Origin of the sequence: Pseudoalteromonas sp. AS84, assembly GCF_038900255.1 — a bacterium.
Taxonomy (GTDB): Bacteria; Pseudomonadota; Gammaproteobacteria; order Enterobacterales; family Alteromonadaceae; genus Pseudoalteromonas.
The window spans coordinates 155,187-175,236 of the sequence record NZ_JBBMQY010000006.1 but is presented as its reverse complement, the minus strand read 5'-3'; the positions used below and the strand labels follow the sequence as shown (position 1 = coordinate 175,236).

The window sequence follows — 20,050 nt, the reverse complement described above, 5'->3', positions numbered from 1 at the left end:
AGGACTTAATTTATGAAAAGCCAACAAAACGATCCAATTTATTCTCAAATATCGCAAGTTAAAGATGCGGTAGCAGAAGTACTCGAACATGCTAAAAAATTAGGCGCTACAGCTGCCGAAGCGGCCATGTCTAGTACATCTGGTTTATCGGTTAGTACTCGAATGGGTGAAGTAGAAACCATTGAGTTTAACCAAGATGGCGGCTTAGGCATTAGCGTATATGTTGGTAATAATAAAGGCTCGGCGTCAACCGCTGATTTAAATCCAAAAACGTTGCGTATGGTAGTAGAAAAAGCGATTGATATAGCTAAGTTTACATCTGATGACCCATTTAACGGCGTTGCTGATAAAGAATTGCTAGAATTTAATCCTAAAGATTTAGATTTATACCACCCTTGGGATGTAAGTCCTGAGGAAGGCATTGAGCTTTGTCATGCTGCTGAGCAAGCTGCACTAAATGCTGATGAGCGTATTGTTAACTCTGATGGTGCGAGCTTTTCATCGCATCAAGGGCTACGTGTTTATGGTAATAGCCATGGTTTGATAACCGGTTTTCCACGTACTCGTCATAGCATTAGCACTATGGTGATAGGTCAAGATGGCGAACAGATGCAACGCGACTCTGCTTATACGGTTGCGCGCGATCAAGCGGGTTTAAATGACGCAGCGGCAGTTGGGCTTGAAGCGGCAGCTGAAACGCTCGCTAAATTAAATAGTCAAAAGCTAGGCACAATGAAAGTGCCTGTTATTTTTAGAGCTGATATTGCAAACTCATTGTTTGGTCACTTAGTGTCGGCAATTGGTGGTGGCGCGCTTTATCGTAAATCGAGTTTTTTACTTGATAGTTTGGGCACTCAGGTATTTAGTAATTGTGTAAATATAGCTGAGCGCCCGCATATTTTAAAAGGTTTGGCGTCGTCACCGTTTGATAGCGAAGGCGTTAAAACCATTGACAGAGAAATTATTCAAGGCGGCGAGTTACAAACTTATTTATTAGCAAGCTATGCTGCGCGTAAAATGAATATGACGCCAACAGGGCATGCGGGCGGTATACATAACTGGCTTGTTGAACAAACTCATAACGATTTAACTGCACTATTAAAAACCATGGGCACAGGCTTATTAGTAACCGAGCTAATGGGGCAGGGCGTAAACACAGTAACAGGTGATTATTCTCGTGGTGCTGCTGGTTTTTGGGTTGAAAATGGTGAAATACAATATCCAGTAAGTGAAATTACCATTGCTGGTAATTTAAAAGATATGTTTAAAGGTATATCTGCTATTGGTGGTGACATAGAGCGCCGTGGTGGTATTCAAACTGGCTCAATATTAATAGAGCAAATGCAAATAGCCGGCGCGTAGTATTAATAGGCAGTGTATACTTGGGTCCAGAGTATTATCTCTGGGTCTAAGTGAGCTTTTACGAGGTGTAAAATGGCTAAAGATAGATATGCACCAAAACCGCTAACCGATATTATGGCGGGGTTAAATAATCGTTTATCTGCTTATGCAGGCAAAAGCCAAGCAATTGATACACAGCAAACCTTATTAAAAGATTTTTTAGGTCCTAAGTTGGGTGATAAATGCCGAGTAAGTAATTACCGAGACGGTACGCTAATGATCGAGGCGGTATCTGCACCTATCGCGCTTAGGCTTAACTATCTAAAAATGGATATGCTTTCACATTTTAGAGCCGCCGGGATGGCAGAGCTTGGGCAAATAAAAATCACGGCAAATCCTCAGGCGACTCAGCGTTTAAGTACTGCGAATAAGTCGGGCAGTCCTGCAGTTACCAACTCTCGTAAAATGAGTGAGCAAACAGCTGATTACTTAAACGCCATAGCATCTTCGGCCCCTCCTTCTTTAAAAGAAAAACTTGAGCGTTTAGCGCTTCATGGAAAAAATAAAAGCGAGCCTTAACTACCCACCATCTTGTTATTGGTGGGGTCAATTTGGCAGCTCACCGCATTCAAAATACTTTGTTACATATTCCATTTTATTGTTGCCCTAATGAGGTTTATGATACTGGCTGGTAATGTATATTGATTGAAGTCCCTGATACCCATTCCATTAAGTAAAAGCGTGTAGGCAGTGCTATTTTTACTCCTGCTATATTCAAGAATTTAATGGAGTTGGTATTAAATTCTAACTAACAAACGGAATCATTATGAATAAAGTAACAATGGCTGCTGCAAGTATTGCACTTGCACTTGGCTTGGTAGGTTGTGGTGAAAAACAACAAGAAACTAAAGTAACCGACACTCCAGTAGTGACAGCACCTGCTGAAAAACCACTAGAGCTTGGTATTGAATTAGCTAATATGGATAGTTCAGTACGCGCACAAGACGATTTTTACTACCATGTAAATGGCGAGTGGTTAGCTAAAACTGAAATACCAGGTGATAAATCTAACTACGGTTCTTTTTCGCAGTTATATGATGAGTCGCAAAAAGCGATGAAAATAGCCCTTGAAAGTGCAGCCGCAAACAAAGCCGCTAAAAAAGGCAGTGATGAGTACAAAATTGGTGCATTTTATAAAAGCTATATGAATAAAGATGCGCGTAATGAGCTAGGTATTACGCCATTACAACCGTCATTAGATACAATTGATAGTGTTAAATCTAAAGCTGATTTAGTGGGTTTAATGGCTAAAATTCAAAAACAAGGTGGTACTTTACCGTTTGGTTGGTTTGTAAATAACGATGCTAAAAATTCAAGCGAGTATGCATTGTATTTATCTCAGTCGGGTCTTGGTTTACCAGATCGTGATTATTACTCAAACGATGACGAAAAATTCACTAAAATTCGCGCTTCTTACGAGCAATACATCACTGATGTTTTAGCTAAGTCAGGCGTTAAGAATGCAGCAGAAGCTGCTAAGAGCGTACTTGCATTTGAAAAAACACTAGCTGATGCACAGTGGAGCCGCGTGCAAAGCCGTGACGCAACTAAATCTTATAACAAGATGACAGTAGCAGACGCAAGCAAGTTGATGGGCGACCTTGATTTAGCTGCATTCTTTAAAGATGCAGGTGTGAGTGCAAGTGACATTATTGTACGTCAACCAAGCTACTTAGAAGCACTAGCTACTATTTACAAAGACACTGATTTAGCGACGTGGAAAAACTACTTAAAATTTCATTTTGTAAGTGGTTATGCAGAGCTACTTAGTGAAGATTTAGTTAACCTTAACTTTGACTTTTACAGCACAACACTTCGTGGCGTAGAAGAACAAGCACCTCTTTGGAAGCAAGCGGTTGATGCATCTAACAGTGTACTTGGTGAAATTTTAGGTAAGGTATACGTTAAAGATAACTTCCCGCCAGAAGCTAAAGCACGCATGGAAGAGTTAGTTGATAACGTAATTAAAGGTTATGGCGTTGCTATCGAAAATCTTGAGTGGATGAGCCCTGAAACAAAGCTTGCAGCGAAAGAAAAACTAGACAAATTTACGCCTAAAATTGGTTACCCAGACACGTGGAAAGATTACTCTGAGCTAGAGATTAACTCAGATGAGCTAGTAGGCAATTACATTCGTTATAGCGAATGGGCATACGCAGACATGATTGCTAAATTGGGTAAACCAGTTGATCGCTCTGAGTGGCACATGACTCCGCAAACAGTAAATGCGTATTACAACCCAGTAAACAATGAAATTGTATTCCCTGCTGCTATTTTACAACCGCCATTCTTTAATTTAGAAGCGGATGATGCTGTAAACTACGGCGCAATTGGCGCAGTAATTGGGCATGAGCTTGGTCATGGTTTTGACGACCAAGGTGCTAAATATGACGGTGACGGTAACTTACGTAACTGGTGGAGTGAGACTGACCTTAAGCAATTTGAAGAGCGTACAGCGGCTTTAGTTGCACAGTATAACGAATATAAACCATTTGAAGATGCAAGTGTTAATGGCGAGCTAACGCTTGGCGAAAACATTGGTGACTTAGGTGGCTTAACGGTTGCGCATAAAGCGTATATGCTATCTTTAGGTGATAAAAAAGCACCTGTGGTTGATGGTTACACAGGCGATCAACGTTTCTTTATGGGTTGGTCACAAATTTGGCGTCGTAACTATCGCGATGAAGAGTTACGTAATCGTTTATTAACAGACCCTCATTCACCAAGTCACTACCGTGTAATCGGTATCTTGTCGAATATGCCTGAGTTTTACGAAGCGTTTGACGTAAAAGAAGGTGATAAAATGTATATCAAACCAGAAGACCGCGTAAAAATCTGGTAATTACATTGTATGTAAATAATAAAAACCAGTAAGTTTTTAGCTTACTGGTTTTTTTGTATCTTGAATTTGTTCATCGACTAAGCACGCGTGCATCCATTTTTCGTTACTCAGTATGTTTTTATAAAGCGCGAGTTGGTTTTGTACGCGCTCTAAATTGTGCTCTGCATGAGCCACTTTAAAGTACACATCGTTATTTAAGTAATCAGTTAAAAAGCGCACACTTAACATGAGCGGCATTATTTTAGCGCCTAGCAGCAGGCTTTCTTGTTCTTTTGTACTCATGCTACTTTTTAATGGCGTTACATAGCCTTTAACAATGGCTGAAAATATATCTTTTCGAATAACAACGTTGCGTAAGTTTGTTGAATCCTCGGCTTCGGGGGAGCAGAAAGTGCGTACCATGTCACCAAAATCATAAAGCCGAAATCCCGCCATGCAGGTATCTAAATCAATCACTGCTTTTGCTTTGTGAGTTGCACTACAAAACAGCATATTATTTATTTTTGTATCGTTATGACACACTCTTAGTGGTATCTGCTTAGCTATACTACTAAGCTCAGTAATTAAATGCTGCTGCGATAAGCAATATTCTATTTCGTCAGCGCAGTGCTTTACTCTATTTACAGAGTTATTTGTGATTGCGGTATTTAATTGCTCAAAGCGCATCGCTAAGTTATGAAAATCAGGAATTACAGTATGTAGTTGTTGTGTATCAAAATCTTGTAATGCATGAGCAAATACGCCAAAGGCGTAAGCCGCTTGCTCGCTTTGCTGCGTGTTTTTAACAACGTCTTCGCTGTAGCTGTCACTAATATAATTAAGTACACGATAGTGTTCGTTATCTATTTCTATTAAGTATTCATTGTTTTGCGTAGCTATATGCTTAACTGTTGCAAGAGGGTAAGTGCTTTGTAGTTGTTTGGTATTTAAATGCTGCTCAATTAGCTTTGCATTACTTACTAACTGAGCAGGGTATTTAAATACCTCAGTATTAAGTTTTTGCACAATAAACTGTTTATCAATACACGTAAGTAGCCACGTACTATTTATATGGCCGCTACCAATCACACTAACTTGAGTTAACTCAGGATTTAATGCTAATTGTTCGCTTAGCTTATTTTGTATTGAGATGTTCATTGCGCTCACTCGTACCTAGTTTGTTATGCATATCGGGCTACTATTTTCTGGATAATTTCAGCATTAGCTTCAGGGAAATCATAATTTTCTAATTCACTAATTGCTACCCATTCACTAGGTTGTCCTTCAGCGCCATGTGCTTCACCGCTAAAGTTACTCACTACGTGTACATCTAATTTAACGCACTTATCGCCGTAGTCATGTTCAATCACCATAAGTTGACTAGAGCTGTGAATTGTTAATCCAACTTCCTCAATAAGCTCGCGTTTAAGTGCAACAAAAACACTTTCACCTGCTTCTACTTTGCCACCAGGAAATTCCCATAAACCGCCTTGATGTTGTTCATCTGCACGTTTACAAATGAATATAGCGTTATTTTTCTTAATAACACCAACAGCTACATGTACAATTTCTATAGTCATTACTTTAAAACTCCATAAAAAAAGCGACGCTAGCGCCGCTTTTTAATAAGCTAATAACAATATTGGGCTATTTTAATTTACCGCAACATTGTTTGAATTTTTGACCTGATTTACAAGGGCAAGGGTCATTACGACCTACTTTTGGTTCTGTACGAGCCATTACAGTCGCTGTTTCTGGTGCTGGCGCTTCGCCACCTACTTGCTCAGCTTCTTCATGTTGATATTCGCGAGGAGCATTTTCACTTTTACGGTGTTGCTCTTCTACTTTTTCAACATCTTCTTCTGCGCGTACTTGTACTTTACTTAGGATGCTTACAACATCTACTTTCAAGTTTTCAAGCATTTCAGAAAACAGCTCAAACGATTCACGCTTGTACTCTTGCTTAGGATTCTTTTGCGCGTAACCACGTAAATGAATACCTTGGCGTAAGTGATCCATCGCAGCAAGGTGATCTTTCCAATGTTGATCAAGACTTTGTAGCATAATCGCTTTTTCAAACTGACGTAAAACAGAATCGCCTACTTGCTCTTCTTTTTGCTTGTATGACTGCTCAACAGCTTCTTCAATACGCTCACGAAGCTTTTCTTCATATAGCTTATTGTCATCAGCTAACCACTGAGTGATTGGTAACTCAATTAAGAAATCTTGTTTTAAACGCTCTTCAAGGCCAGGAATATCCCACATTTCAGCAAGGCTTTGCGGTGCAATGTACTGATCAATTACACCAGCAAGAACATCACCACGAATTGCTGTGATAGTTTCTGAAATATCGCCTTCTTCAAGTAGCTCATTACGTTGAGAGTAAACAACGCGGCGTTGATCGTTTGCTACATCATCGTACTCAAGTAATTGCTTACGAACATCAAAGTTACGTGCTTCTACTTTACGCTGTGCATTTTCAATCGCACGGTTAACCCATGGATGTTCAATTGCTTCACCGCGTTGCATACCTAGTTTACGCATCATGTTAGTCATGCGTTCACCAGCGAAGATACGCATTAGTGCATCGTCCATCGATAGGTAGAAACGGCTAGAGCCGGCGTCACCTTGACGACCAGAACGACCACGTAATTGGTTATCTATACGACGAGATTCGTGACGTTCAGTACCAATGATATGTAAACCGCCGGCATCAATTACTGCATCATGGCGAATTTTCCAAGCCGCTTTAATATCAGCAATTTGCTCAGCAGTTGGGTTCTCAAGTTTTTCAACTTCACTGTTCCAGTTGCCGCCTAACACGATATCGGTACCACGACCGGCCATGTTGGTTGCAATTGTTACTGTACCTGGCAGGCCCGCGTCTGAAACGATGTCAGCTTCTTGCGCATGAAATTTAGCATTAAGTACGTTGTGCTTAATTTTTTCTTTGCGTAAAAACTGTGATAAATACTCAGAACTTTCAATTGAAATAGTACCTACAAGTACCGGTTGTCCGCGGTCTTGGCAGTCTTTAATGTCAATTAAAATTGCTTCGTATTTTTCTTCTTGCGTTAGATAAACTAAGTCGGCGCGATCATCACGAACCATTGGCTTATTAGTTGGCATAACAACGGTATCTAGGCCGTAGATAGATTGAAACTCAAAAGCTTCAGTATCGGCAGTACCTGTCATACCTGCTAGTGTTTCGTATAAACGGAAGTAGTTTTGGAACGTAATAGATGCAAGTGTTTGGTTTTCGTTCTGAATATTTACACCTTCTTTAGCTTCAACAGCTTGGTGTAAACCTTCTGACCAACGACGACCTTCCATTGAACGACCAGTATGCTCATCGATAATGATTACTTCGTTTTCTTTTACAACGTAATCAACATCTTTTTGGTATAGCTTGTGAGCACGAAGAGCCGCATAAACGTGACTTAGTAGCGTAATGCTTGCCGCGGAGTAAAGCGAATCGCCTTCTTCAATTAAACCGCGTTCAGTAAGTAGCTCTTCTACTTTAATTTGACCACGTTCTGTTAAATGAACTTGCTTAGACTTTTCATCAATAGTGTAATCGCCATCGCCTTCAACACCTTCTTCGTCTTCTTTTTCTTGAAGTTCAAGTAAAGGAACGATGGTATTTATTTCAGTGTATAGCTCAGAGCTGTCCTCAGCTGGGCCTGAAATAATAAGCGGAGTACGCGCTTCATCAATTAAGATTGAATCCACTTCATCGACTACAGCATAAAATAATGGACGCTGAACACGTTCATCAATGCTAAAAGCCATATTGTCGCGAAGGTAGTCAAAACCAAATTCGTTATTTGTACCGTATGTAATGTCAGCAGTATAAGCTAGCTTCTTCTGCTGTGGCATCATACCAGGTACGTTACAGCCTACAGTAAGGCCTAAAAATTCAAATAACGCACGGTTGGTTTCAGCATCACGTTTAGCAAGGTAGTCATTCACAGTAATTACGTGAACACCTTTGCCTGTTAAGCCGTTTAAATAAGCTGGTAGGGTAGCTGTTAGTGTTTTACCTTCACCGGTACGCATTTCTGCAATGCGACCTTGATGTAAAACCATACCACCTAATAACTGCACGTCGAAATGACGCATGCCATTTACGCGCTTTGACGCTTCACGTACCACAGCAAAAGCTTCAGGTAGAATGTCGTCAAGGCCTTGTCCGTTATCGTAACGTTCTCTAAACTCAGCTGTTTTAGCTCTTAAATCTTCATCAGAAAGCGCTTCAAGTTGCGTTTCTAGCGCATTGATTAGCGCGACCGTCTTTCTTAAGTTTTTAATAGTGCGGTCATTGCGACTACCAAAAAGCTTGGTAAATAAATTAGATATCATGATAAAACCGTTACAATGTATTCTTTGTCAGCCGAGTATCGGCTAACCCATTTTTAACAATTGGTAATTAATATGTGCTTTTAAATAACACTTAGAACATATTAATTAGCAATATTGTATTAAACCGCTCAAAAAGCACTGTTTATTACGTGCGCTACTATACCAGACTCTGCCAAACAACAAACTATCTCAATAAAAAGATCTGTGTATAAAATCGAAAAATTTGATCTGGTTCGCAAAAATAACTTTGTATTACTCAATTACAGTAAAAATAGTAGCGAACTGTAAAGATATGGTGCTAAATAAATTAAAAACAAGGGTTATAGCTGCGCTTAAGTTTGACGCTTAAACACAGCTATTAAATGAGAGTTTTATAATTTAAATTGATTAACCGTTTTGTTAAGCGCTGCAGCTAAATCACTTAAGTCACGAGCTTCGTCAGCGAGGGTGTGTGCATGGTCAGCGGTACTGTTCACTAAGTTATTAATTGCCGAAAGGCTCGTATTAATATCTTCAGCAACGACTGTTTGCTCCTCAGTTGATGTTGCTATTTGATGACTTTGGTCTTGTACTTTAGTGACCGACTGCGCAATATTGTGAAGTGAGCTAAGTACTTCTTTAGTTTGCAGCACTGAGCCTTCGGTTTGGTCTTGTCCTTGTTGCATCATCACCGAGGCCTGTTGAGCTATTTGCTGCAAACGCGAAATCATATTACGAATATCGTCGGTTGATTCTTGTGTGCGACTTGCTAGTGAGCGTACTTCATCCGCAACAACGGCAAAGCCTCGACCGTGTTCGCCAGCACGAGCAGCCTCTATAGCCGCATTAAGTGCAAGTAAGTTGGTTTGATCGGCAATTGAGTTAATAACATCGACTAATGCACCAATGTTATTACTTTCTTGTTCAAGGCCCGCAACCACTTTGGATGCTTCACCAATATGCAACGCCAGTTCAGTCATTACTTTTTGCGCCTGTGTAGAACGGCTTGCACCTTCAGCTGTAATTGCCTGAACTTCTTCAGCTGCATTATTTGTATGTTGTGCATTACGTGATATTTCAAGCACGGTAGTTGCCATTTCAGTTACCGCAGCGCTCACGCTATCAACTTGTTGCTTCTCTTGTTGAATTTCAGAATTAGTTTGCTCAGAAACATGTCTTAGTTGAGCTGCTGCGTTGCTTAGTTGCTCTGCTTGAGCTGCGGTTTCGAGCATCATGGCGCGTAACTTATCAATAAACGTATTCATGTGATTGGCCAGTTGGCCGACTTCATCTTGGCTATCAATATCAATTTTTTGAGTAAGATCGCCTTCGCCCGATGCTATATCACGCATAATGTGTGTAAGCGTTGTAATGGGTTTTGAAATCATATGGGTAGCCCATAAAATCATAGCTAATATAATAATTAAGATAATAATTACTGCAGTTGTTGTTGCAGTTACTGCAGCATTTACGGGCTCTTCAATCATGCTAGTAGGAATAAGTAGACCTACATACCAATCTATATAAGGCTGCTCTAACTGCAGACGATGGTAAACCACATAAAACTGCTCTCCTTTAAAGGTAACCATTTGGCTGCCTTCAAGGTTATTTCGCATTTGTGTGTTTAACTCTTTAAAGCCTGCGGTATCTGTAAATTGTTGTTCAAGCGCATCGAGTCCTTCTTTACCGTTTGCACCTTCATCTGTAATTGAAAGCTTGTGCCCAGTGGCTTTTGAAAAGTGCACTACTTTTTGATTTCCATCGAGTAAAAACCCATAACCTTGGCCATTAAAGCGAATATTTTCGACCATGTCGTTAATTTTGTTTAATTGTAAATCAACACCGCCCATACCAATGAGTTTACGCTGTGCGTTATAAACAGGTTGTTGTACAACTGCGGATGCTACGCCTGTGGTTAAATCAACGGAGATTGGACCTACGTAAAGTTTGTTAACTTGCATGGCTTCTTGCCACCAACCACGCTTGTAGGCGTAATAAGGCTGGCCGTTGTAGTGACTTGTACGTTCATTTTCTTTAAAGTATTCACCGGTGGTTGCTGAGGCAAAAAAGGCCGATAAAATATTTTCGTCGTTTGAGCTTAAACGCACAAAGTCTTGGTTTACTTCGTTGTAACCTGGCGCGCTTTCAAGTGCTTGATCGCGAGTATCCCAATTTTCAAAAAAATTGATTAAATGTGGGTTATTAACAAAGGTTGATACCATTTTACCGTACATCGCAAAGTAACTTTGCATTGAAAGTTGCTCGGTCTGTAGATAACTTTGTGCTTCGTTTTCTATGTTTTCTCTAGAGAGGTTGGCAATGTGTTTAACAAAAAATGTTGAGGCAATAATTAGTAAAACGGTAATTGTTCCACCAATCAATAATAATATTTTCTTCCGTAATGATAAATTATTTAGCATGAGTACGCATATTTTTATTATTTATGAAATTATATCTAATCATATCTTACTTAAAATCTCTATAAAGTTAGATAGAAAGAACTAATTATGCGTTTAAAATAAAGGCTTATACAAAAATGACAAATAAAAGTAATAAATTAGTAGTATTAGGTGCAGGTTGGTTAGGACATGCTTTATGCGTAAGTGCGCAAAAAGCTGATTGGCAAGTACAAGGAACGCATAGAACAGATATACACGAGTTTGACTTTGAGCGTCAGTTTACACTTGAAGGTGGCCAATTAGTGCATCAAGTTGATTTACAAAATGCTTATTGGGTATGTGCTATTCCACCACGTAGCAGGCACAGTGAAAGTAATTATCCTGAAACTCTCACCGCAGCGCTTAAGCTTTCAAAGGAGTTAAACGCAAAGGGCTTTTTATTGTGCTCATCAACCGGGGTATACGATCAAGAGCCTGGTGTATATAGTGAAAGTTGCGATATTTCATGCACAAACGAGCGCCAAATAAAGCTCTATGAGGCAGAAGAGCAAGTACTTGAGCAAGACGGAAAAGTGCTGCGTTTAGCTGGATTACTAGGGCCTAATAGAGAACCTGGGCGTTTTGTGGCAGGTAAAGAGCTCAATACATCAAGTGAGCAAGTGGTAAATATGGTGCACCAACAAGATGTAATTAATGCTATTTTTGCGGTGATAGAGCACTGGCAAGTAGGGCAAAATATTTATAATGTGGTTAATCCTGCGCACCCAACTAAAGCTGAATACTACGCAGTGAAGTGTGCAGAACATGGCGGTGAGTTACCACGCTTTACCAGTGATGATAAAGCTGAGCGCAAAGTTATTGGCTCAGCTATCGAAGCGCTAGGCTTTACTTACCAATATGGTATTTAATATGCTGAAGGTAGGGGACTGCTCTCTATGAAGTCGCATAACTTACCTTCACTTAATAATGTATTGGCAGCTTCTATATCGGGCGCAAAATAGCGGTCTTTATCATAATAACTCACATGCTCGCGCAATAACGCTTTAGCGCTTTGTACTTTATTTGATGGTTCAAGCGGTTTTCTAAATTCTAGCCCTTGAACCGATGCTAACCATTCTATTGCCAAAACACCTTGGGTATTATTGGCCATTTCATCTAATCGCCTTGCTGCAAAGGTTGCCATAGAAACATGATCTTCTTGATTTGCAGATGTAGGCAAACTATCAACCGAAGCTGGATGCGCTAATGATTTGTTTTCTGACGCAAGCGCAGCTGCGGTAACTTGAGCAATCATAAAACCTGAATTTACACCGCCGTTTTCAACTAAAAATGGCGGTAACTTGGATAGGTTTGAATCGATAAGTAATGCAATTCGCCTCTCTGCTAATGCGCCAATTTCGGCAATTGCGATAGCTAAGTTATCAGCGGCCATTGCAACGGGCTCTGCATGAAAGTTTCCTCCCGATATTATGTCGCCTACATCGGCAAAAACTAGCGGATTATCGGTTACACCGTTTGACTCGCATAACAATACTTGTGCGGCTTGGCGTATCTGAGTTAGGCAAGCACCTAGCACTTGAGGTTGGCAGCGAAGGCAATAAGGGTCTTGTACTTTTTCACAATTGACGTGGGAATCACTAATTTGAGAGTGCGTATCGAGTAGCTCTCTAAATACTTGAGCAGTGTCTATTTGTCCGCGCTGACCACGAATATCATGAATACGCGAATCAAATGGCGCGCGACTACCCATTGCAGCTTCTATGCTTATCGAGCCGATAACGCAGCTTTGTGCATATAAGTTCTCGCTTCTAAATAGGCCTTGTAGTGCAAATGCAGTCGACGCTTGTGTGCCATTTAATAATGCTAAGCCTTCTTTAGCTGCAAGGGTAAGAGGTTCAAGCCCCGCTATTTTTAACCCTTGTGCTGCACTAATTATTTTTCCTTTATGTCGCATTTGACCTTCAGCTAATAAAGGTAGGCACATATGCGCAAGAGGGGCTAAATCGCCCGATGCCCCCACGGAGCCTTTTTTAGGCACGCACGGATATATTTCGCTACTAAGCAGCTGCATAAAAAATTGGATTACTTGCAGACGAATACCCGAGTAGCCGCGCGAAAGCGAGTTTACTTTTAAGGTGATCATTAACCTTACTGTGCTGTCATCCATGTATTCGCCAATGCCCGCAGCGTGTGAAAGCACAATGGAGCGCTGTAATAATTCAAGTTCGTCGTCGGCTATTTTGGTATTAGCTAATAACCCAAAGCCGGTGTTAATCCCGTATACAGTGCGGTGCTCATTAATAACGTTTTGAACGGTTTGTGCGCTGGCAGCTATTTGTGATTCAGCATGCTTTACGAGGCTTAACTTTACCGGTGAATTATTAATTTTTCTCAGTGTGTTTAAATTAAGTGAGCCTGGTGTGAGAGTATGTTCGAACATGATCATTCCTCGTTTAGCATAGGTAGGTCTAAATTTTGTTCTTTAGCGCAGTTTTTTGCTGTGTCGTATCCAGCATCAGCATGGCGCATTACGCCCGTTGCAGGGTCGTTCCAAAGTACGCGAGCAATACGCTCTTTAGCTTCATTTGTACCATCGGCAACAATAACCACACCAGAGTGTTGGCTAAAGCCCATACCTACACCGCCGCCATGATGAAGTGACACCCAAGTAGCACCACTTGCCGTATTAAGGAGTGCATTGAGTAATGGCCAATCTGATACCGCATCAGAGCCATCTTTCATGCTTTCGGTTTCACGGTTAGGGCTGGCAACTGAGCCAGAGTCGAGGTGATCGCGACCAATAACGATAGGGGCTTTAAGTTCGCCATTTTTAACCATTTCGTTAAAGGCCAGTGCAAGGCGTGCTCTATCTTTTAAACCTACCCAACAAATACGTGCAGGTAGCCCTTGAAATTGGATGCGTTCACGGGCCATATCAAGCCAGTTATGCAAATGTGCATCATCGGGAATAAGCTCTTTTACTTTTGCATCGGTTTTATAAATATCTTCTGGGTCGCCCGATAGCGCTACCCATCTAAACGGTCCAATACCTTCACAAAATAAAGGGCGAATATAGGCGGGTACAAATCCAGGAAAATCAAACGCGTTGGTAACACCTTCATCAAACGCCATTTGACGAATATTATTTCCATAATCGGTAGTGGCGGCACCCGCTTTTTGCAGCGCCAGCATGGCTCTAACTTGGACTGCCATTGATTGTTTTGCGGCTTTTACTACCGCTTTTGGATCTTGCTCACGCATTTGTGCTGCGTGCTCCATTGTCCAGTTTTGTGGTAAGTAACCATTGAGTGGATCGTGAGCTGATGTTTGATCTGTAACTACATCAGGTGTAATACCTGTTTTAACCAGTGTACTAAATACATCAGCAGCGTTACCAAGCAAACCCACCGATAGGGCTTCACCTTTTATACATGCATCGGTTATTAATTGCAGTGCGTGTTCAAGATTTGTTGCTTTTATATCAACGTAGCCTGTTTTTATACGAAAATCGATACGGCTTTCATCGCATTCAACAACTAGCGCGCTAAACCCTGCCATTGTAGCTGCAAGTGGTTGCGCACCGCCCATACCACCAAGACCACCTGTTAATACCCATTTCCCTTTAGCACAGCCTAAAAAATGTTGCTTTGCCATAGCTACAAATGTTTCGTAAGTTCCTTGTACAATGCCTTGAGAGCCAATATAAATCCAAGAACCTGCTGTCATTTGCCCATACATCATCAAGCCTTTTTTATCGAGCTCGTTAAAATGTTCCCAATTTGCCCAGTGCGGAACAAGGTTTGAGTTGGCAATAAGTACACGAGGGGCATTACTGTGGGTTTTAAATACACCAACGGGTTTTCCTGATTGTACAAGTAGGGTTTCGTCGTTTTCGAGCCTATCGAGGGTTTCTATAATTTTGTCATAACTTGGCCAATCGCGAGCTGCTCGGCCAATACCACCATATACAACAAGTGCATGAGGATGTTCTGCAACTTCAGGGTCTAGGTTATTCATTAGCATGCGTTTAGCTGCTTCAGTTTGCCAGCTTTTAGCACTTATTTTATCGCCATGAGGTGCACGTATTACGCGACTTGTGTCGAGTCGGTTGTTCATGTTTTGCTCCTGTTGTATATACAAGGTGATTTGTTATAAAAAAAGCGCAGTAAGCGCTATTGTTTGTTATTTTTTAAATGTTAAGTGACCACCTAAGCGATATTTACTGCCTGGTGATACAAGGCGCGCAAAGCTTACAATGCCGTTAACAGACCATGTGCGTCGAATAACTTGTAAGCACGGCTCTTCGTTATATAAGTTCAACCATTGGCACATCTCGCTGTTTGGCATAATAGCCTCTACGGTATGCCTTGCTTGTGTAAGTGGTGCAACACTAGATAGGTATTCATGAGGTGTAAGCGTGCTAAAGTCTTGTTGTAAGTAACCAGCCGCAAGAGCAGGGTTTACAAAACGCTCTTCTAGCTGCAAGGGGCTGTCGTTTTCGTTATGCACGAGTACACTTCGGTATACAACACTGTCAATCTCAACACCAAGCGCAATGGCAATAGGTGCGACTGCATTTATTGATTCAAGTATGAGTACACTACAGGTGTAATTACCGTTACGTTCTTTTACTTCATCAGCAATGTTTTTTATTTCGAGTAACGATGACTGCGATTTAAATGTGGCTACAAATGTACCTAGCCCTTGGCTGCGGGTTAAAATACCTGCCTCGGTTAATTCGCTTAGTGCTCGGCGGGCTGTCATTCTGCTGACACTAAATTGACTACTAAGTTCGTTTTCAGAGGGAACACGTTGGTTTTCTTGCCACGTACCGCTGCGAATTTTATCAACAATGAATTGTTTTATTTGCGCAAATTTAGGTGTCGTCATTAAATTTATGGTTACATTAAAAATAAACTATATAAATAAGATGACACAATTGTCTTGTATATACAAGATGGGTTGTTAGACTATATTTTCATCACTCTGGGCGTGAAAAGGGCTGCAAAATGCAAAGCACAACAAAAAATTATGAGTTAGAAGAAATTGACTTACTTTTGACTGATGCCAATATTGCCACTATGGATAGCAATATAAATACCCCTTATGGCGCAATCGAAAATGCTGCTATAGCTATTAAAAATGGTAAAATTGCATGGATTGGAGAGCAATCAACGTTGCCCAATTTTGATGTGTTTGCAACGCCGACATTGAGTGTAAAAGGGCAGTGGTTAACGCCGGGCTTAATAGATTGTCATACGCATTTAGTGTTTGCAGGTTCAAGATCGCAAGAGTTTGAGCAGCGCTTGCAAGGTGTAAGTTATGAGCAAATTGCGGCACAAGGCGGTGGCATAGCAAGTACGGTTAAAGCGACGAGAGCAGCCGACCGTGAGCAATTGTTTGTTGATGCAAAAGATCGCTTAAATACGTTGTTAAAAGAAGGTGTAACCACCGTTGAAATAAAGTCGGGTTATGGACTGGATACTGAAAACGAGATAAAAATATTAGAAGTAGCTCGTTTATTAGGTGAGCATCATCCTATTGATATTAAAACTACTTTTTTAGGGGCGCATGCTCTACCGCCTGAATACAAAGGCCGCGCTGATGAATATATTGATTTGGTATGTACTGATATGCTTGATCAGGTAGTGGCTAATAACCTTGCTGATGCAGTCGATGTATTTTGTGAAAATGTAGGCTTTAGTCATTCGCAAACCAAACGTGTTTTTGAGGCGGCTAAAAAGCATAATCTCCCAGTAAAATGTCATGCTGAGCAGTTATCTAATCAACATGGTGCTGAGCTGGTGGCGCAGTTCAATGGCCTTTCGGCAGATCATATTGAGCATCTTGATGAAGAGGGTGTAAAAGCCATGGCAAACGCTGGGACGGTCGCGGTGTTATTACCCGGTGCATTTTATTTTTTAAGAGAAACTAAATTTCCACCTATTGAGTTACTTAATCAATATAAAGTACCTATAGCTATTGCGAGTGATTTTAATCCAGGTACTTCACCACTATGCTCAGTGCACTTGATGATGAACATGGCATGCACATTGTTTAGATTAACACCCGAGCAAGCATTGGCAGGTGTTACTCGTAATGCAGCTAAAGCACTAGGGTTAGACGATCGTGGTATTTTAAAAGTTGGCGCAAGAGCTGATATTGCGCATTGGCAAATAAGTCATCCATCACAATTAAGTTACCAATTTGGCGTAAATAAACTGTTAAATTTATGGATTTTGGGTAGAATTAACTAGTTTGTATTATTTTTACCCACATATAATCTGGTTTAAACTTTTTTAGCGAATACGGATGCCGTTAATTTGAACATACTAACCGACAGTAATTTTCCAATATTTTTTAGTGGTGCACTATTGATGGCGATGATTGCCACTTTATTTGCCGTTAAAAATGTCAGTATTAAGTTTAGTTATTTATGCACAGCAGCTGTTGGTTTGGCTATTTTGAGCAGTGGTGCGGCTTGGCTTGCCATTCTACTTGCCTTTGGATTTTGTTTTCATTTATGGCAAGCCTTCGAGCGAAATAATTGGAGCATGATTATTACCAGCTCACTGGCTGGTCTTTTATTTGTTGTTCTATTTTCAGCTCATTTATTATTGGAAGTTCCGCTATTTTGGGTTGTGTTAGCAATATTATTATTAACTATTGTTGGCTTTTTAAATGATGAAAGCGCTGAAATAGAAGTCGTGATAGAGCCAGAACCAACAGATGATGCATTTATTGAAGAGTCGCCGCTTTCGGTTTTTGCGGATAGAAAACAGTTACGTCAAGGTTACTATGCATGGTGCGACAATAAGCAGGTAAGTGCTGCATTAGTCGTTATTCGTCTTGAAGGATTTGAGCAAGTTAACCAGCATATTGGACGTGATTTTGGCGATATACTTTTAGCACAATCGGCTAATCGAATAAAAGAATTACTTTCAAGTGACGAAATAGTGACTTTAGTAGGGCAAGAAAAGCTAGCCCACTTAGGGGGCCTTAACTTTGCGTTTATTTGTAGTTTCGCGAATCAAAAACATTTACATGAGTTGGTTATTGAACAAATACTGGGTGCAACGCTTAAGCCATTTAATGTTGCTAACTGCACTGTAGAGGTAAAAGCGAGGGCGAGTTATGTTGATTGTAATGAGCAAGACAATAACTTTGATAATTTAATATCGTACGCATACCTAGCACTCGATAGCCACCCAAATCGCAAGGTTGTGCCTTATCATCAACAAATGATGATTGAACTGCGAGAGCAACAAGCGCGACTAAAAGAGTTGGCAAATATTGATTTTTCGAGCGAATTAGAACTCTATTTTCAACCTATAATTTGTAATGACAATGGTCAAATTGAGTTTTTAGAATTACTACTGCGTTGGCAGCATCCTAAGCAAGGAATTTTATCTGCTAATCGTTTTATTGACGACATCAGAATTGCAGGGCTTGGTTACCCGCTTGCTAAATTTGTAATGGAAAGAGCCGCTGAGCTTGCAATGGCGCTTAGAGTAGAAGGTATTTCTATACCGCTTAGCATTAACGTATTTGGCCCTGAAATGCTAAATGAAGAGTTTGTTGAATTTGTTGATGTTGTTATAAATGAGCATCACTTAGAGGCGGGAGACTTAATTGTTGAATGCCCTTTACATATTTTTGCTGGTTTAGATGACAAAGGCAGAGGTATGATAGCAAGGCTTAATAACATAGGCTTAAAAGTATGTGTTGATGGACTTGGCGATAACCCGGTACTGCTTTCTAAGCTACCAAGTTTATCAGTTGAATATATTAAGGTTTCACCTTCACTTACCGCTGACTTTAGTAATCAAAACAATATACGCAGTCTAGTTGGTGGAATGGTTGATATGCATAGCCAACAAAAAACAAAAGTAATTTTTGAAGGAGTAGAAACACTTGAGCAACTTAAGTTTGTAAAAAGCTTAAAAGGTTATGCTGCCCAAGGTTATTACTTTGGTCACCCGCTAAGTAGTATCGGTTTAATGAGCTGGCTAAAAGAGTGGCGATTGGTTCAACAACGTTAAGTGTTTTCTTTGGCTTGTAGGTAGCTATTTACAAGTGCACTAATTACTTGCCCTACATGGGTAGCACCGGCATCTAACCCGTTAGGATGCTGACTAGGCGCTGCTTCACATAAGTGTAAGTACATAGAGTGGCGATGGCTTGCAGCTAAATGCACAAAGTGCTCAGTGTCACTCACACTAAATCCACAATATGTATACGCACTAACTGGCATATAAGTAATACTATCTAAATCAACTTCAACACCCAGTGGTGAATCATTAAAATTACTTAGTGCATTTTCAATTGCCTGCGTTAGTGTAATTTTGCGCTTAACTTGTATGGATTGATAGCTATCAAACTTAAAGTTAGCTTCACTCATTGCATCTATAATTGCTTGATTGTTTTTTAATTCATGTAAGCCAATAACATGGTAATTACTTAGATGTTGCTCGTTATACGCGTAACGAAATCCATTACCACTATGGCGACCTTCACATTCTCTAAAGTCGGCATGAGGATCAAAATTGATTGCATTAACAGGTGTGTCTTTTGACTGGCTGAGTGCGCGGATGATTCCCAAGCAATTATTATGGCCGCCACCAATAACTATTGGCTCAAGCCCTGCTTTAAAAATAAGGCTTAATACTGACTCTACGCGCTCATCAAGTTGTTGGCATAAATCTCGTAATTGAGTTAGCTGCTGGGCTTGCTGATTATTAAGTTGGTTACTTTGCGCCATTAAATCATCAGTATTTACTTCACCCAATAAAAGTACTTTTTGAGTGGCAATAAACTGATTATGAGGTTGGTTTAAAAAGCGTTTTAAAAAAGCCGGCCATGCTTCGTTTGCACCGCCATTTCCTAAGTTTGCTTTTGGGCCTATATCTTCGCAAATACCAAGAAGTACATAGCGAATACCAAATTGAGCAGCGTCAATAAGTGCTTGTTGCAGGTTTACTTGAGTGTCGAGCAAGGCCATTGATTGCCATGCTTTTTTTTCATTTACGCGGCTAGAACAAAGTGATCTAACCGCGCTTTCATCATATATTTTTAAATGGGTGGTCAC

General features: G+C 40.5%; 14 protein-coding genes. 6 read left to right on the top strand and 8 right to left on the bottom strand.

Features of this window, described 5'->3' with window-relative positions:
- The first annotated feature begins 12 nt into the window (after positions 1 to 12).
- From pmbA to WNY79_RS08850, 3 genes are all read left to right on the top strand, one after another.
- The gene (gene pmbA / locus WNY79_RS08860; protein ID WP_024600410.1) at positions 13 to 1,362 is read left to right on the top strand and encodes a metalloprotease PmbA; all 1,350 of its coding nucleotides are present in this window, start codon (positions 13 to 15) and stop codon (positions 1,360 to 1,362) included.
- Between the two features lie 72 nt (positions 1,363 to 1,434).
- Entirely contained in the window at positions 1,435 to 1,920 is a 486-nt protein-coding gene (locus WNY79_RS08855; protein WP_342875675.1) for a DUF721 domain-containing protein, read from the top strand.
- Positions 1,921 to 2,167: 247 nt separating this feature from the next.
- Complete coding sequence (locus tag WNY79_RS08850) at positions 2,168 to 4,243, top strand: M13 family metallopeptidase (RefSeq protein WP_342875674.1); 2,076 nt, start codon at positions 2,168 to 2,170, stop codon at positions 4,241 to 4,243.
- 36 nt (positions 4,244 to 4,279) lie between these two features.
- Here the strand turns inward: WNY79_RS08850 and WNY79_RS08845 are convergent, their stop codons facing one another.
- The 4 genes from WNY79_RS08845 to WNY79_RS08830 all read right to left on the bottom strand — a co-directional run bounded on the left by WNY79_RS08845 (position 4,280) and on the right by WNY79_RS08830 (position 10,983).
- Positions 4,280 to 5,380 carry a phosphotransferase gene (locus WNY79_RS08845; RefSeq protein WP_342875673.1) on the bottom strand — a complete coding sequence of 367 codons (1,101 nt, stop codon included), beginning with the start codon at positions 5,378 to 5,380 and terminating at the stop codon, positions 4,280 to 4,282.
- Between the two features lie 23 nt (positions 5,381 to 5,403).
- Entirely contained in the window at positions 5,404 to 5,802 is a 399-nt protein-coding gene (gene mutT, locus WNY79_RS08840) for an 8-oxo-dGTP diphosphatase MutT (RefSeq protein ID WP_024600414.1), read from the bottom strand.
- Positions 5,803 to 5,869: 67 nt separating this feature from the next.
- A complete protein-coding gene (gene secA, locus WNY79_RS08835) occupies positions 5,870 to 8,584 on the bottom strand; it encodes a preprotein translocase subunit SecA (RefSeq protein WP_024600415.1) in 2,715 nt (904 codons plus the stop codon).
- 371 nt (positions 8,585 to 8,955) lie between these two features.
- Positions 8,956 to 10,983 (bottom strand): methyl-accepting chemotaxis protein, encoded by a 2,028-nt coding sequence (locus WNY79_RS08830; RefSeq protein ID WP_170072537.1) that lies wholly within the window; start codon positions 10,981 to 10,983, stop codon positions 8,956 to 8,958.
- A gap of 116 nt (positions 10,984 to 11,099) precedes the next feature.
- Here WNY79_RS08830 and WNY79_RS08825 point away from each other — a divergent pair, with 116 nt between their 5' ends.
- Entirely contained in the window at positions 11,100 to 11,870 is a 771-nt protein-coding gene (locus tag WNY79_RS08825; RefSeq protein ID WP_024600417.1) for an NADP-binding protein, read from the top strand.
- Here WNY79_RS08825 and hutH read toward each other — a convergent pair.
- From hutH to hutC, 3 genes are all read right to left on the bottom strand, one after another.
- Positions 11,867 to 13,402: a histidine ammonia-lyase gene (hutH, locus tag WNY79_RS08820; RefSeq protein WP_342875672.1), complete on the bottom strand. Its 1,536-nt coding sequence runs from the start codon at positions 13,400 to 13,402 to the stop codon at positions 11,867 to 11,869. The genes WNY79_RS08825 and hutH overlap by 4 nt on opposite strands.
- A gap of 2 nt (positions 13,403 to 13,404) precedes the next feature.
- Positions 13,405 to 15,078 carry a urocanate hydratase gene (gene hutU, locus WNY79_RS08815; protein WP_342875671.1) on the bottom strand — a complete coding sequence of 558 codons (1,674 nt, stop codon included), beginning with the start codon at positions 15,076 to 15,078 and terminating at the stop codon, positions 13,405 to 13,407.
- A gap of 66 nt (positions 15,079 to 15,144) precedes the next feature.
- Positions 15,145 to 15,852, bottom strand: coding sequence for a histidine utilization repressor (hutC, locus tag WNY79_RS08810; protein WP_024600420.1), 708 nt, complete (start codon positions 15,850 to 15,852; stop codon positions 15,145 to 15,147).
- A gap of 119 nt (positions 15,853 to 15,971) precedes the next feature.
- On the opposite strand from hutC, the gene hutI reads away from it, so the two are divergent.
- Positions 15,972 to 17,219: an imidazolonepropionase gene (hutI, locus tag WNY79_RS08805; RefSeq protein ID WP_342875670.1), complete on the top strand. Its 1,248-nt coding sequence runs from the start codon at positions 15,972 to 15,974 to the stop codon at positions 17,217 to 17,219.
- A 120-nt stretch (positions 17,220 to 17,339) separates the two neighbouring features.
- Positions 17,340 to 19,004 (top strand): GGDEF domain-containing phosphodiesterase, encoded by a 1,665-nt coding sequence (locus WNY79_RS08800; RefSeq protein WP_076925360.1) that lies wholly within the window; start codon positions 17,340 to 17,342, stop codon positions 19,002 to 19,004.
- Here the strand turns inward: WNY79_RS08800 and WNY79_RS08795 are convergent.
- The gene (locus WNY79_RS08795; protein WP_304182181.1) at positions 19,001 to 20,050 is read right to left on the bottom strand and encodes a formimidoylglutamase; all 1,050 of its coding nucleotides are present in this window, start codon (positions 20,048 to 20,050) and stop codon (positions 19,001 to 19,003) included. The two genes, WNY79_RS08800 and WNY79_RS08795, sit on opposite strands and share 4 nt — an antisense overlap.